The sequence below is a fragment of the Algoriphagus yeomjeoni genome (assembly GCF_049821175.1).
Classification (GTDB): Bacteria; Bacteroidota; Bacteroidia; order Cytophagales; family Cyclobacteriaceae; genus Algoriphagus; species Algoriphagus yeomjeoni_A.
The window spans coordinates 414130-427841 of sequence record NZ_CP187512.1 but is presented as its reverse complement, the minus strand read 5'-3'; the positions used below and the strand labels follow the sequence as shown (position 1 = coordinate 427841).

The window sequence follows — 13712 nt, the reverse complement described above, 5'->3', positions numbered from 1 at the left end:
GAGAAGGTTCCCGAAATCAAGCGATGAATTTAATGATCAAAATTATAAGAGACTGATCACATCATCGTTTGTCCTCATAGGATATCCTCCTAACTTTACATAATCACCCAAATGCTTATGCTTTCACAAACACTTGCGATTACCTTCCTCTTATTTATAGGAATTTTCCCAAATCCAGATTTCAAAGAAAACAGCTTACATACAATTACTTCCATCAACCCAGTCTCGGTGACTTATGATGCTTTAATTGCAAAAAATGGAGTATTACCATCTGAGGAAGTTTTCAATTTGGCTATCCAAGGATGGGACAAAATGAAGGATAATCTCAAATCAAAAGTACTGACAGTAATTGATTTCAGCCTTCCATCCACGGCAAAAAGAATGTGGATTATAGATCCTGAAAAAGGCGAAATTCTTTTAAATTCTGTGGTTTCTCACGGAAGAAACTCCGGTGATTTGATGGCAAAAACTTTCTCAAATATTCCAGAATCCTTCAAAAGTAGCCTTGGTTTTTACAAAACTGCTGAAACATACTCAGGCAAACATGGCTATTCTCTTCGACTTGATGGACTAGAAAAAGGCTTCAATGATCAAGCTAGAAATCGGGCAATTGTGATTCATGGTGCTGATTATGCCAAAGAGGAATTTGCTAAGTCTGTCGGTAGGTTAGGAAGAAGTCTAGGCTGTCCAGCACTTCCTACCGAGCTTTCTGCACAAGCTATAGATCTAATTAAAGATGGTTCATTACTTTTTATCTTCGGAAAAGACGACAATTATTTAGCCAAATCAAGCCTCATTAAGGCTTGATTTAGTTTTTTTTAGCGCTTCCAATAGGGCTGAATCTCTTTCATATACATCAGATCGGAAATTAGCTTTTCCATCTTTTCCAGCCCAAAAAGTCATATAAACTAATACGACAGGGATTTCTCTATCCAACTCCACTACTTCCTCATTAGTCTGATGCATGGCCGCTTGGATTTTTTTTTCATCCCAAGAGCTATCGTTCAATAAGATTTTTGCGAATTGATCTGGGTTCTGAATTCTGATACATCCGTGACTTAGTGCCCTTGTTTCCCGCTCAAATAGGCTTCTGGAAGGTGTGTCATGAATGTAAATATTGTAATCGTTAGGGAACATAAATTTAACCAGACCTAGGGAATTATCTCCTCCTGGCTTCTGTCTTACTCTATAGCCAGTTTCTTTGGCCAAATTGACTTTTGAAGCCTTTACTACTTCTCCGCTTCCGCTAACTATCTCCATGTTTTTCTGAGCCAAATAATTTGGATTTTTTTCTATCGAAGGAATTATCTCATCATTGGTGATGGATTCAGGAATGTTCCAATATGGACTAAATACGATGTAGCTCATCGGTGCCGTGAATGTTGGTGACTCGTTGTATTCTTTACCTACAATCACTTTTGCGGTGAAAGCAGTATCCTGTTTTTTCATATAATCCAACTGATAGTTGGCTATGTTCACGAGTACCATCTCCTGATCCCAATCCATCTTTGGCATCCATCGAAGCCGCTCCATATTTATGGAAGCAATATCGATGAGATTTTGAGGGCTATTGTTTAATGATTCTGCAACCAATGCTCCAATAACTCCATCGGGATTCATCCCATTGGACTCCTGATATTTTTGAAGGCCCGCAAACATAGTGGAATCAAAAAGTGTAGGATCTTCCATATCGTATGGCTTCAATACATCCCAAAATACCAATCGCTTTCGCAAAGCTGGAATAGCTGAATGCTTCTCTCCTACTTTAATAGCTCCTTCTACTTTAGCAAAATCCCAAGTCAGCGTATCATTTTTCTGAATTTCATAAAGCTCCTGAATCGCTTCTCTTCCTTTGGCATACAACTCTGAACTTGGATATAGACTTTCAAAAGTCTTTTCAACGGAGCTTCCATTCGCAACCTCTTCAAGAAGTTCAGTATAACTCACATCGGTTTCTTTCTCCTCAAACTTCCAGTTAGAATCTAGGCTGGATGGGTTTATTTTTCCAAATTCCAAGTCATGAGCTAAGTTGAAAAATCCATCGGTGAGCAAAAGCTCCAACCTTACTTTCTGTTCTGAAGATAAATTTCTGAATTTCTTTTTCTCTTCATCCGGATTAGAAGACAGAGCATAGATCTTGTCAATATTGTAGTCATCTGGCAACAAGCCATCATATTTGGAGTTTTCTATCTGGGTGAGCATTTCTTCGCCAGCATCCGAAAGTGAGCCATTAAAAAGCCAAACCTCCATATACTCTCTATCAGCATAGAAGCTTTGAATTTCGGAAGCATAATTCGAAGTGGCTAGTACACCACTCTCTCCTCCATTAAGATTTGCCTGCAGCTCATCTTTCAAATCAGATCTACGCTGATTAAAAAACCAGACTAATCCGATGACTAGGATAAAGACTGCGACGATTGGGATAATTATTTTCTTATTCATAAAAGGCGATTTGTATCACCTTCCATTAGACAAAGTTCGTACGCTTAAAAATTCTTATCATTAAAAGAAGTAGATTGGAATACTTCTAATTCATTTTCAATACGTTAAGAAAAATTCAAATCATAAAGTATAACCTGCTGAGACTGATCACTGCGACTGTTATTACCCAACTTGGGGCAAATCACTTGAATCAATGCTCATAAAATTATTTTCGAAGTGCTGCTAAAACTTCCTCATCTCTATCATAAATATCTTGACGGAAATGTCCCTGACCTCTGGAATCAGCCCAAAATGTCAGGTAAAGTAACACGACTGGGATCTTCCGATCAAGGTTTACAATCTTCTCTTGGTTCTGGTGCATTGCTGAATTAATCTTATCCAAGGTCCATGATTTATCATTGCGCAGCAACAATCCAGCAAAAGTTACAGGATCTTGAATACGAATACAGCCATGACTCAGAGCTCGATCTTCTCTTTTAAACAGACTTCTAGCTGGCGTATCGTGAATGTAAACACTATGCTCATTTGGAAACATAAATTTCACCAAACCCAAGGAATTATGTTCTCCCGGCTTCTGCCTAACCATGTAAGGGATGGATTTGCCACTCCAATTTACCGTCAATGGGTCAACAGGTTTTCCCGAGAAAGTCACTACCTCCATGTTTTTCTGAGTAAGGTAATTCGGGTTTTTTCGCACTGCTGGCATCACTTCATTTCTCACGATGGAAGTTGGAAGATTCCAATAAGGACTAAAAACGATGTAACTCATCGCAGATGAAAAAATTGGGGATTCATGATATTTCTTACCTACGATCACTCGTGTAGAAAAAAGTGTATCTCGGTTATTCAAGTAATCCAATTGATAGTTTGCAATATTGACCAATATCATTTCTGCACTACGAAGTGTATCGGGAAGCCAGCGAAGTCGTTCCATATTCACCGAAGCCTTGTCGATCAAAGCTGAGGGTGATTGGTTTAAGGTATTTATCGTGTTTTTACCCAACGCCCCGTCAGGTTCTAGGCCATTTCTTTGTTGGAATTTCTGCACTGCCAAAAACATGGTAGAGTCATACTGCTTTTCGTCTTCGAATGGATATGGCTCCAAAAATTTCCAAAACGCCAAACGCTCTCTCAAGTTTGGAATTCCTCCATGCGTTTCCCCAACTTTAATAGTTTTCGAGACTTTTACTGCTTTCCAGTTTAGCGTATCCTGCTTGCGGATTTCATCCAATGCTCTAATCACCTCACGCCCTTTTTTATAGATGGCCATGTTTGGGTAGAGCGTTTCAAGCGTTTGTCTGATTTGCTTTCTCTCCCCTGCTATTTTGAGCAACTCATTGTAAGAGATTTTTGCCTCTTTAGCTTTGATTTCCCAATCTCCCGCCAAAGATTGAGGATTCACTTTACCAATTTCCAAGTTTGCAGCCAGTCTGAAAAAAGCGTCAGAAAGCAACAAGTCCAAGTCTGCCAAATCATCTAAGTCATTGGAAACCTGTTGCTTTTTATTGTATTCAAATTGAGTGAAAAATACATTTATTAGATTCAAATGGTAATCTTCTGGATTCAGTCCGTCAAACTTGCTTTGCATAATCTCAAACCGAAGTTCATACGCCAATTCTGTAAGCACACCTCTTTCTATCCAAGCGGGGCTGAAAAGGCGATTTGAATAAAACTGATGTATTTCGCCTTTGGCAAAAAGCTCATTTTGGCGCACATTTAAAGGAACATCTGGCTGGTCTAGCTCTAACCTGATTCTGATATTATCTTGTAAATCTGTAGTTTGGGCAACACAAAAAAGCCCCGGAGCAAAACTCAGGAGCATTAATAACAGCAGGTGCTTGTGCATAAATTTAAACTGATTATTCAACTTCAAAATCCTGATACTTTCTTCCCAGCGCCCAGGCTTCTTTTAGCATTTCCAAAAATCCGCCCATTTTATGCAGTGGGATCAAATTTGGGCCATCACTCAATGCTTTGGACGGATCTGGATGTGTTTCTATAAAGAATCCATCGATCCCCGTAGCTGCGGCGGCTCTTGCCAAAATCGGAGCAAACTCACGCTGACCTCCACTGCTTCCGCCCTGCCCCCCTGGCTGCTGCACAGAATGGGTAATGTCAAAAACTACGGGTGCAAACTGACGCATGATCGGTAGTCCACGCATATCAACGACAAGATTATGGTAGCCAAGTGAAAAACCTCTTTCCGTGAGACAAACATTTTCATTTCCAGTTGACCGCACTTTGGTAACTGCGTATTGCATATCCTCTGGAGCCATAAACTGTCCACGCTTGATTTTGACAGCTTTTCCACTTTCGCCAGCGGCTAAGAGCAAATCTGTCTGCCGACAAAGAAATGCTGGAATCTGAAGCACGTCTACTACTTCAGCCACATCCTTCACTTGATAGCTTTCATGAATATCTGTCACCAACGGTACGTTCAAAGCATTTCCTACGCGCTGTAAAACTTCCAGCGATTTATCCATTCCTATACTTCGAAATGAACCTGAAGAAGTACGGTTTGCTTTATCAAAAGAAGCTTTAAAAACATAGGAGAATCCATGCTGTTCCGCCCATTCTTTTACTTTAGTTCCTATTTCGAGGCAAATATCAAAGCTCTCTACAGCACATGGCCCAGCGAATAAAACAGGTTTCTCTTTGCCTAAAATCACCGAATCAGTGATCCGCATGGGTTTATTATTTCTTGTCATTTTCCTTTTGGGATAAAGTATCAATCAATGGGACAAGTTGCTCGTTGGCATGAAGAAGAATATCTCCCACTTCACGAAAAACACCTTCTCCTCCTTTAAATCTAGAAACATAGTGCGCAATCGGCTTCACGTATTCCATCGCATCGCTAGAAACTACCGCCAAGCCTACACGTGATAAAATTGGCAAATCAATCAGGTCATCGCCAATATATGCCACTTCATTAGCCTGAAGTTCTAGGGTCTCTAACACCTCATTAAACTTTTTACCCTTATTCTTTACTCCATGGTAGTGAAAATCAAACTTGAGTTCCTCGCAGCGGTTTTGTACCACATACGATTCTCTGCCAGTGATCGCCCCTACCATCAACCCGCTTTTCCGAAGGTGGTAAACGATCAAGCCATCTTTGACATTGAATTTTTTGAACTCCAGCTTATTATCATCATAGACAATCCCGCCGTCAGTCATCACACCGTCGATGTCAGTGATGATCAATTTTATTTTAGCGGCTCTTTCCCAAACATCTTCAGAAATGTGAGCGAAGTATTCAGCTATTATTTTTTCTGTTTCCATTGGATAGAATAAAGGTCTAGTCTTCTTTGCTCGAGGTTTCGTACACTTCCTGCTTTTCTCTGCTTAGTCAAAAGATCCAAGTCTACATCGGCAACAATGATAGTTTCTTCATTTTCTGAAGCCATGGCTACAACGGCATCGTGTGGAAAAGAGAAATCTGAAGGTGAGTAAATCGCAGCCTGAGAATACTGAATATCCATATTCTCTACTTTCGGTAGATTGCCTACAGATCCTGTGATGGCCACGTAGCATTCATTCTCAATTGCTCTAGACTTTGCACAGGTATTCACACGAAGGAAGGCATTCTTAGTATCTGTCCAAAAAGGAACGAACATAATATCCATTTCCTGCTCAGCGAGGATTCTTCCCAATTCTGGAAATTCTACATCGTAACAGATCAAAATTCCGATTCTTCCCGCATCAGTATCGAAGACATTGATTCCATTTCCGCCCTGAAGCCCCCAATAAGAGGCTTCATCCGGTGTAATATGGAGCTTATACTGCTTATCCTGCGTACCGTCTCTGCGGCAGAGGTAACTGACATTTCGAAGCTTTTTACCATCGTACTCAGGCATGGAGCCAGCGACGATATTCACGTTATAAGAAACCGCCAGATCGCTCATTCTACTGATAATCTCGTCAGTATAATCTGCCAGATTACGGATTGCTTCAGAGGCATCCATATCGTTAAATTCTGCTAAAAGCGGTGCATTGAAGAATTCAGGTAAAAGGCAAAAATCCGATTTGTATCCAGAAACTGTATCCACGAAGAACTCCACCTGCTGCATCAGATCATCCACATTGGAGAAGCGACGCATCTTCCATTGAACTAATCCAAGACGGACAATTGACTTCTTATTACCGATTAGCTTCTCGTCCTTTTCATAATAAATATTGATCCACTCAAGTAGTGTGGCATATGCTCTGGAGTCAGTATCTGAAGGCAAATATTTAGTAATTACCTTCCGTACGTGGAATTCATTGGCCAATTGAAAAGACAAGACTGAGTCGAAAATCTCCTTGTTTTTGACCAGATCTATGTATTTCCTCGGGGTCATCTCATCGGCATAATTCGTATAACCAGGTATTCTGCCTCCCGCAATGATAGACCGAAGATTGAGGTTCTCACAAAGCTCCTTTCGTACATCATATAACCTACGTCCAAGTCTCATACCTCTATAGTCGGTATGTACAAAAACATCCGTCCCATAAAGAGTGTCGCCCTCTATGTCATGTGTGTCGAATTTGCCAAAACCTGTGATCTGATCGTAGGTATGGTTGTCCCCAAACTTATTGTAATCGACCACCAAACTCATGGCAGCTGCCACTACTTTGCCATTGTCTTCTATCGCAATTTGACCTTCAGGGAATGCTTTTAGTTGGTTTTTAAGCTCTTCTTTAGTCCAAGCCCCACCTTGATTTTTATATATGGAAACCATGATTTCCCGGATGTCATCGTAATCCGAGAGTTTAATATTTCTAAGCTTTAGCCTATGCTCTAGCTCTTCTTTTTGCTTGCTCATGTTTCAAAATTAGCCAAATTCAATTAAATATCTCCATTCACTCCTATCCAACAAAAAGAAAGCGAACAATGCAAATGATTGCATGTTTTAGTAGAATTGTGGTACATTAAATGCAATTCTGGATTTGTTGTGCTAGAAGAAAAATCAAAGTAATGAAGATTTAAATGCAGCAAGAAATAAAAGATGTGGCTGAGGAAAAAGCGCAAGGCTTTATCGAATGGATAGAGCAAGTTTTCAATTATAGCCTAGTCAACCTTGGAGATTCTAAGCTAACTGTTGGTCTCGTCCTCACCTTAATTATCTCATTTGTAATACTTTTTATTGTCACTGAATGGGTCAGAAGACTTCTCGTACACAAGATTTTAAATCGCTATCAAATCGATTCGGGTACCAGAGCATCCATCGGGATGATCGTCAAGTACGTACTCATTATGGCAGGCGTATTTTCCATTCTTCAGACTAACGGAGTTGACTTAAGTGCTTTCGGGATCCTGGCTGGTGCTCTTGGTGTAGGTATTGGTTTTGGTCTGCAAAACATCACAAATAATTTTATATCTGGACTTATCATCCTTTTTGAGCAGCCCATAAAAGTCGGAGATAGAATTGAAGTGGGGGATGTTTCTGGAGATGTAATTAGAATTTCTGCTCGATCCACCACCATTGTGACGAATGATAACATCACCATCATTGTTCCAAACAGTCAATTTATTGATAGTCCTGTGATTAACTGGTCTCATAATGACCGGAATATTCGATTCAATTTCCCTGTAGGTGTATCTTACAAGGAAAACCCTGAAAAAATAAAAGGCATCTTAATCGAAGCCGCTAAAGAAAATGCTGGAGTTCTCAATACACCTGCACCAGATGTACTTTTTGACAGCTATGGAGACAATAGCATCAATTTCACGCTCCGAGTATGGTCATCAGAGTATATTAACAGGCCAAAAGTGCTGAAAAGCCAATTATATTATACCATCTTCAAAAAATTTGGTGAGCAAGGAGTTGAGATACCATTCCCTCAACGAGATCTTCACCTTAAATCGGGGTTTGATAAGTTAGAAAATTAGCCTAATTTTCAGCAACAATCCCTTTGTTGAGAATATCATGTGAAGGCTTTCTATGAAAAAATTTCTATTCATAATTCTATTTCTTTCAACGACAGGAGCCTTCTCGCAAAGTTTTTATCGTTTTCGGTTTGAAGAGCCTTGGTCATTTTCTGCAAGTGCAGGAATGACGCAGTACTACGGAGAATTATATTCATTTTGGAAGTATAACGAAGGTATCCAACCTGACTGGAATGCGAATATTGCAGCTCATTATATCTTCGGAACTAACCTTAAAGCAAGAATAGATTTTTCCTACATTAAAATGTCAGGTCAAGATCCACCTTCGGACCCGAGAGCCTATAGAACACCTAGAAACCTACATTTTAGAGCCAAAAATTGGGAGACTACAGCGATGGTAGAATACTACTTAAACCCAGTAAAAGTCCCAAATATCCATCGCTCCTTATTGAATCCATATATTTTCGCAGGACTCGGTATGTCCACTAATAATCCAAAGGCTGAGCTAGATGGTGAGTGGGTAGATTTGAGACCTCTGCAACTGGAAAACAACCCTTACAATCGATATATCATTACTTTCCCGATGGGTTTGGGGTTAAAATATAAGGCAAATGTTTATATGGATTTTTTCCTTGAGGGAAATTACAGATTCACCCTGACTGATTATATGGATGATATTTCAGCCTATAATGTCAGCGAGTTTTACCTTGACCTAGTGGATGATTATGTTACTGGAAACAACCCTGATCGTCTAAGGCTGGCTATTAGAAACCCAAGTTTTATCGATGATAACGGTCTACCAGACGTGGATAAGATCCTTAGAAATAACGGCAGAGTTCGCCGGGGCTCAGGACTTACTCATCGCTATGATGGCTACATGACGATCAACTTTGGTGTGGAAATATACTTTTCTCCTGATATTTGGGACAACTTCTTCTTCAGAAACAGAGTGTTTGAAAAAGCATTCAGGTTCTGGTAAAGCTTAATTTGAGGTTTGAAATTTCAAATTTGATATTCAGAGGACTAACTCCATTTTTATATCACATCTGCAATACTTCCCTTCTTCAAGTTCTGCTGGTTTAAACCCTAATTTTTGATAGATTCTTAAAGCTGGACCTAGCTTGGAATGGGTATAAAGTACAACCTTCTTCCCTCCCATTTCTTTAGCTTTTTCTAAAATCGCCCTAGCCAATATCATCCCTAGTCCTTTTCCTTGCGCGTTTCTAGAGACGCCCATTTTGATGAGTTCATATTCCTCATCGCTCACTTTGTGAAGCCCTACTGTCCCGACAACTTCTTCTCCTAATTTTGCAAAAATAATTGTTCCACCAGGTTGTATAATCGTCTCCTCTGGACGGTCGAATTGAGCCTGATCAAATGGCTCGATCGAAAAATAGTCCTCCACCCAAGCTTGGTTAATAGATTTGAAAAACGGACTTAACTCCATTGAATACGGTATTATCTCGATCTGATCCATCAGGACAACTTTTTAGAATATGAATACCAAAAGTAAAAAGAATCACTTAGCTTAGAAAAGCTAAAATCATTGATCCTTCCTATGAAATACAAGAACTTCATCCTCATACTTCAATTACTTTTTGTCGCTTTTTTCGCAAATGCTCAGTCACCGGAGCAAAACCTTGAAAAACTTGAACTAACTCTGCCAGAAGTCGGAGCCCCAATTGCAAACTATGTGAAGTGGAAACAGGTCGGTAATCTGCTGTACCTATCAGGAACTGGATCGGATGTATATGGAAAAGTTGGCGCAGAACTCACTATTGAAGAAGGCTATCAAGCAGCGCGTGAAACAGGACTGGAAGTAATCGCAGTGCTGAAGGCTGCCACAGGAGATTTAAGTAAGGTGAAGCAATTTATGAAAGTGCTAGGAATGGTCAATTCCGATCCAAACTTCGATAAACAGCCTGCCGTCATCAATGGCTTTTCTGATCTGATGGTAGAGATCTTTGGAGAAAAAGGCAAGCATGCCCGCTCAGCAGTTGGCGTAGCGGCTTTGCCCAATAATATGGCTGTGGAGATCGAGGTTATTGTGGAGTTAGAAGATTGATTATATCGATAAGATGAATTTTCTTTTTCAAAGTCCACGCCTTGGATTTCGTCTCTGGCAAGCTTCGGATCTTGATGCTTTTACTAAAATGAATGCAGATCCGGAAACCATGACTTTTTTCCAACATCCACTTTCGAAGAAGGAATCCAAAGCCTTGATGGATAGAATGACAAAACTCTATGATGAGCTAGAGCATTGCTATTTTGCGGTAGATTTATTAGAAAGTGGAGACTTTTTAGGAATGATAGGCTTGGGTACCAAATCATTCAAAGAACGTTTCACTCCATGTGTAGATATAGGCTGGAGGATCAGAAAAAAATATTGGAATCAAGGATATTCCACCGAAGGAGCTGCCAGATGTCTTGAATACGCAAAAGAATTAGGTATTAAAGAAGTGTATTCACTCGCCTCTTCAAAAAACCTAGCTTCGATCCGGGTAATGCAAAAAATAGGAATGACCTATGAATATGACTTTGAGCATCCTGATTTATTAGAACACCCTCGACTACAACCTTGTAGCTTGTTTAAGATTGAATTATAAACGTTTCAATTAAATATTTTCAATTAATGATTTCGCCTCCGTTCGTGTCCCACGAACGGCAATAATTATGTTTACAACATAAATTGATTCCTGTTACAAAACTTTACGAACACCTCGGCAAATAGTAAACGAAAAAAAGATGCCACCCCGAAACGGAGGTGACATCTAACCACTTAACCCCAACTAATTACTACTTCTTATGCTAGGAAAAGCGATGCAATTCCCAACACTTGATCCTTGTTAAGCGGCTCATCCCATCCTTCAGATACTGCACCAGCATCTATTCCAGTTAGATTTACCACATTTACACCCCCGTGTGTGACATTATCTTCACCGGCATAAATACCTTGGGTAACTGCTGGGAGAGAACCTATTGAACTATTAGTAATCCAACCTTTAATATCATCCTGACCTTTCTTTGTTCTCAATCTTCTGACCATAGATGCGTGCCTAGCTTCCACTGAGTGTATCGAAAGCGCAGCTGTCAATACCACATCACTTTCCATCACATTACCTGCCTGACCTTTGTACGCTCGTACTCCTGTGTCTTCAAAAGCTTGAGAAAGTGCCAAAAACGTAGGGTAATCAGAGAATGGCATAAAGTTTCCACCTGCCGTAAAATCAAATTCCGGCTCAGCTACTGGTGTTCCCATAAGCACATTTGAGATCACCTCTTGTAAGAAATTCACGTGGGCCAATTCATGGTCTCTGATTTTGGTGAAAATAGCCATGTCAGCACCATCAATTACTCCTGACTCAATTCCCATCTGATAATATCTGTACTCCAAATGCTCCAAGGTTAAGGCATAATTCAATACACCGATCAAACTTGCAGTATCCGCCTTTGCTACTTTTGGCAAAGCTGACAGAATTCCAAGTGGCACAGCGGCCATAGCAACTTTTTTACTCATGTCTCCAAACTGGCGGAAAGCCTCTCTTCTGGAGAAAAACAATTCTTTCTCTTCCGAACTATTGGTGTCCGGGCACATTTTATCTAGCAATTTTAATAAGTTCATATCTAGTGTTGTTTAAAGTGGTTGATTAGGATGTTGGTAGTTGACTGAAGTCAATTGGTGTAGTCACATAAGTACTTGCGGCAGTCAATACTTGACTAAAGTTTAGGGTGCGCTCCAGACCATTTGCATCGATCAAATCGTCTCCTGCAAAATCAGCAGAACCTGGATTGATCAAATCTCTGATTGCTGCGGCATGTCTAGCTTCTACAGAAACTATTTTACCTGCAATCAATAAGTAATCTACGTTCTGGATAAACTGACCTGCACCATTATATGCCGCAACCCCTAGGTCTTCAAAAGTTTTTGCTGCTCCCAACACAGAAGTTCTACTACTGAAATCGATTGAGCTAAAATCAACTGATAAATCAGCGATCGCTGCATCACCTAAAGCCGCTTTGAAAAACTCACGGTGCGCTCTTTCGTGCTTTTCCAAATCACCCATGATGGTTTTCTCTTCGGCACTTGCATTAGCGAAATAGCTTCCTTGCATCACTGCAGCATAAAATGCGGCTTCTAATTGTTCAAGAGCGTAGGCATAGTTCAAAATCCCGATATCTCCTGAACCTAGCATTACGCCATCTCCCATAGGAGGCATTGGATTCACATCTTCTATATCTTTACAGCCTGCCAAGATCAATCCTGCGGCGGCTACTGAGAGAGAGCCTGTTTTTAGGAACTGTCTGCGATTCGCATTTTTTACCAGTCCTTGAGGCTTGATTAATTCGTTTTTCATTTTCAGAGTGTTTAGGTTAATAATCCGGTTATGGTTTTCAATTGAAAAGATTCAATCACACATCAAGATTCGAAGAGGTGATTTGAAAAAGATTTACGAAGTGATTATGCCAACTGGATTTAGAAGAGGAGTAAAAAAGTGGAATCATTCGGCTTCAATGAGAAGCGGGTTTTATTGAAAAATACCATAAACGATTTGGTAAAAACCCACAATTTCAGTAAATTTTGTCATTAAATAATTGATATACAATCAATTAGTTTTCGGTACCCACAAGGGTTTATGAATTTTTATTATTTCTAACTTTTCAACAATAATTCCAAAAACAATGAAAAATTACATTCCAAATTCAATTGGAGGGCTTCTGCTGTTTGCGACAGTATTACTTTCCTTTTCAGGTTGTGTTACAGATGAAGCCAATCTCAATCAACCACTAGATCAAAACTCCAGTCTCGAGAAGGTCACGGAATACCCGGATCCCTTTCCACTAGAAAACCTGAGAATGGACCCAGAAACATTAAAAATGCTCGCAGATCTCCGAGCTGCCACGGCTAAATATCATAGTATTGAAGTGGCAATGGCCGATGGTTACGAACAAGGTTCCGACTGCGTCGCCTCAGAAGATGGAGGAATGGGCTATCACTTCGTTAATTTTGCGGCTGTAGATGGGACTTATGACCCTACTATGCCTGAAGCACTGCTCTACGAAATGAGTAAAAACGGACAAATGAAATTGATAGGCGTAGAGTTTATCATCGTAAAAGAACCTTGGGATATAGAGAATGATATGATTCCTTATTTCGGCATGCAGGTTTTTGATGAAGCTTTTGCTCCCGTCCCTCTTCCTTTCGACAATTACCAACTTCATGCATGGGTGTGGAAAAATAACCCATCAGGCATCTTTGCGAAATACAATCCAAATGTTAGTTGCAACTAACATCTCCTAACTAAAGATGTCAAAGAGCAGGAATTCAAATTCCTGCTCTTTTTTTGGCAATTTTTTATTCCTATTTCTAAAACCTTTGGAATCTATTTAGTGATTTTGCGACCCT

Annotated in this window: 14 protein-coding genes; 6 read left to right on the top strand and 8 right to left on the bottom strand. The window is 40.0% G+C overall.

Translation table 11 applies throughout. The annotated features are described in order from the left end of the window. The first annotated feature begins 117 nt into the window (after positions 1 to 117). Positions 118 to 807 carry a murein L,D-transpeptidase catalytic domain family protein gene (locus ACPUEN_RS01630; RefSeq protein ID WP_425638096.1) on the top strand — a complete coding sequence of 230 codons (690 nt, stop codon included), beginning with the start codon at positions 118 to 120 and terminating at the stop codon, positions 805 to 807. Here the strand turns inward: ACPUEN_RS01630 and ACPUEN_RS01625 are convergent. The 5 genes from ACPUEN_RS01625 to ACPUEN_RS01605 form a co-directional block, all read right to left on the bottom strand. Further along, positions 787 to 2442, bottom strand: a complete 1656-nt coding sequence (locus ACPUEN_RS01625) for a L,D-transpeptidase family protein (protein ID WP_425638095.1) — start codon at positions 2440 to 2442, stop codon at positions 787 to 789. The genes ACPUEN_RS01630 and ACPUEN_RS01625 overlap by 21 nt on opposite strands. Before the next feature lie 205 nt (positions 2443 to 2647). Further along, on the bottom strand, positions 2648 to 4288 hold the full coding sequence (locus tag ACPUEN_RS01620; protein ID WP_425638094.1) for a L,D-transpeptidase family protein: 1641 nt from the start codon (positions 4286 to 4288) through the stop codon (positions 2648 to 2650). A 13-nt stretch (positions 4289 to 4301) separates the two neighbouring features. Continuing rightward, entirely contained in the window at positions 4302 to 5150 is an 849-nt protein-coding gene (gene kdsA / locus ACPUEN_RS01615; RefSeq protein ID WP_425638093.1) for a 3-deoxy-8-phosphooctulonate synthase, read from the bottom strand. After that, the gene (locus ACPUEN_RS01610) at positions 5137 to 5721 is read right to left on the bottom strand and encodes a KdsC family phosphatase (RefSeq protein ID WP_425638092.1); all 585 of its coding nucleotides are present in this window, start codon (positions 5719 to 5721) and stop codon (positions 5137 to 5139) included. The genes kdsA and ACPUEN_RS01610 overlap by 14 nt, the downstream gene beginning before the upstream one ends. Next, positions 5703 to 7244, bottom strand: coding sequence for a GNAT family N-acetyltransferase (locus tag ACPUEN_RS01605; RefSeq protein ID WP_425638091.1), 1542 nt, complete (start codon positions 7242 to 7244; stop codon positions 5703 to 5705). Before ACPUEN_RS01605 ends, ACPUEN_RS01610 begins: the two co-directional genes overlap by 19 nt. A gap of 164 nt (positions 7245 to 7408) precedes the next feature. On the opposite strand from ACPUEN_RS01605, the gene ACPUEN_RS01600 reads away from it, so the two are divergent. Continuing rightward, the gene (locus ACPUEN_RS01600) at positions 7409 to 8311 is read left to right on the top strand and encodes a mechanosensitive ion channel family protein (RefSeq protein ID WP_425638090.1); all 903 of its coding nucleotides are present in this window, start codon (positions 7409 to 7411) and stop codon (positions 8309 to 8311) included. Positions 8312 to 8363: 52 nt separating this feature from the next. Continuing rightward, a complete protein-coding gene (locus ACPUEN_RS01595; RefSeq protein WP_425638089.1) occupies positions 8364 to 9287 on the top strand; it encodes a hypothetical protein in 924 nt (307 codons plus the stop codon). Between the two features lie 36 nt (positions 9288 to 9323). Here the strand turns inward: ACPUEN_RS01595 and ACPUEN_RS01590 are convergent, their stop codons facing one another. Continuing rightward, positions 9324 to 9785 carry a GNAT family N-acetyltransferase gene (locus tag ACPUEN_RS01590; protein WP_425638088.1) on the bottom strand — a complete coding sequence of 154 codons (462 nt, stop codon included), beginning with the start codon at positions 9783 to 9785 and terminating at the stop codon, positions 9324 to 9326. 81 nt (positions 9786 to 9866) lie between these two features. Here ACPUEN_RS01590 and ACPUEN_RS01585 point away from each other — a divergent pair, with 81 nt between their 5' ends. Together ACPUEN_RS01585 and ACPUEN_RS01580 are read left to right on the top strand one after the other, a co-directional pair. Further along, positions 9867 to 10373 carry a RidA family protein gene (locus ACPUEN_RS01585; protein ID WP_425638087.1) on the top strand — a complete coding sequence of 169 codons (507 nt, stop codon included), beginning with the start codon at positions 9867 to 9869 and terminating at the stop codon, positions 10371 to 10373. A gap of 13 nt (positions 10374 to 10386) precedes the next feature. Beyond that, on the top strand, positions 10387 to 10914 hold the full coding sequence (locus ACPUEN_RS01580; RefSeq protein WP_425638086.1) for a GNAT family N-acetyltransferase: 528 nt from the start codon (positions 10387 to 10389) through the stop codon (positions 10912 to 10914). A gap of 197 nt (positions 10915 to 11111) precedes the next feature. Here the strand turns inward: ACPUEN_RS01580 and ACPUEN_RS01575 are convergent, their stop codons facing one another. Further along, positions 11112 to 11930, bottom strand: coding sequence for a ferritin-like domain-containing protein (locus tag ACPUEN_RS01575; RefSeq protein ID WP_425638085.1), 819 nt, complete (start codon positions 11928 to 11930; stop codon positions 11112 to 11114). Positions 11931 to 11955: 25 nt separating this feature from the next. Then, a complete protein-coding gene (locus ACPUEN_RS01570) occupies positions 11956 to 12663 on the bottom strand; it encodes a ferritin-like domain-containing protein (protein ID WP_111612020.1) in 708 nt (235 codons plus the stop codon). Positions 12664 to 12988: 325 nt separating this feature from the next. On the opposite strand from ACPUEN_RS01570, the gene ACPUEN_RS01565 reads away from it, so the two are divergent. Continuing rightward, entirely contained in the window at positions 12989 to 13597 is a 609-nt protein-coding gene (locus ACPUEN_RS01565) for a hypothetical protein (RefSeq protein WP_425638084.1), read from the top strand. The last annotated feature ends 115 nt before the right edge of the window (positions 13598 to 13712 follow it).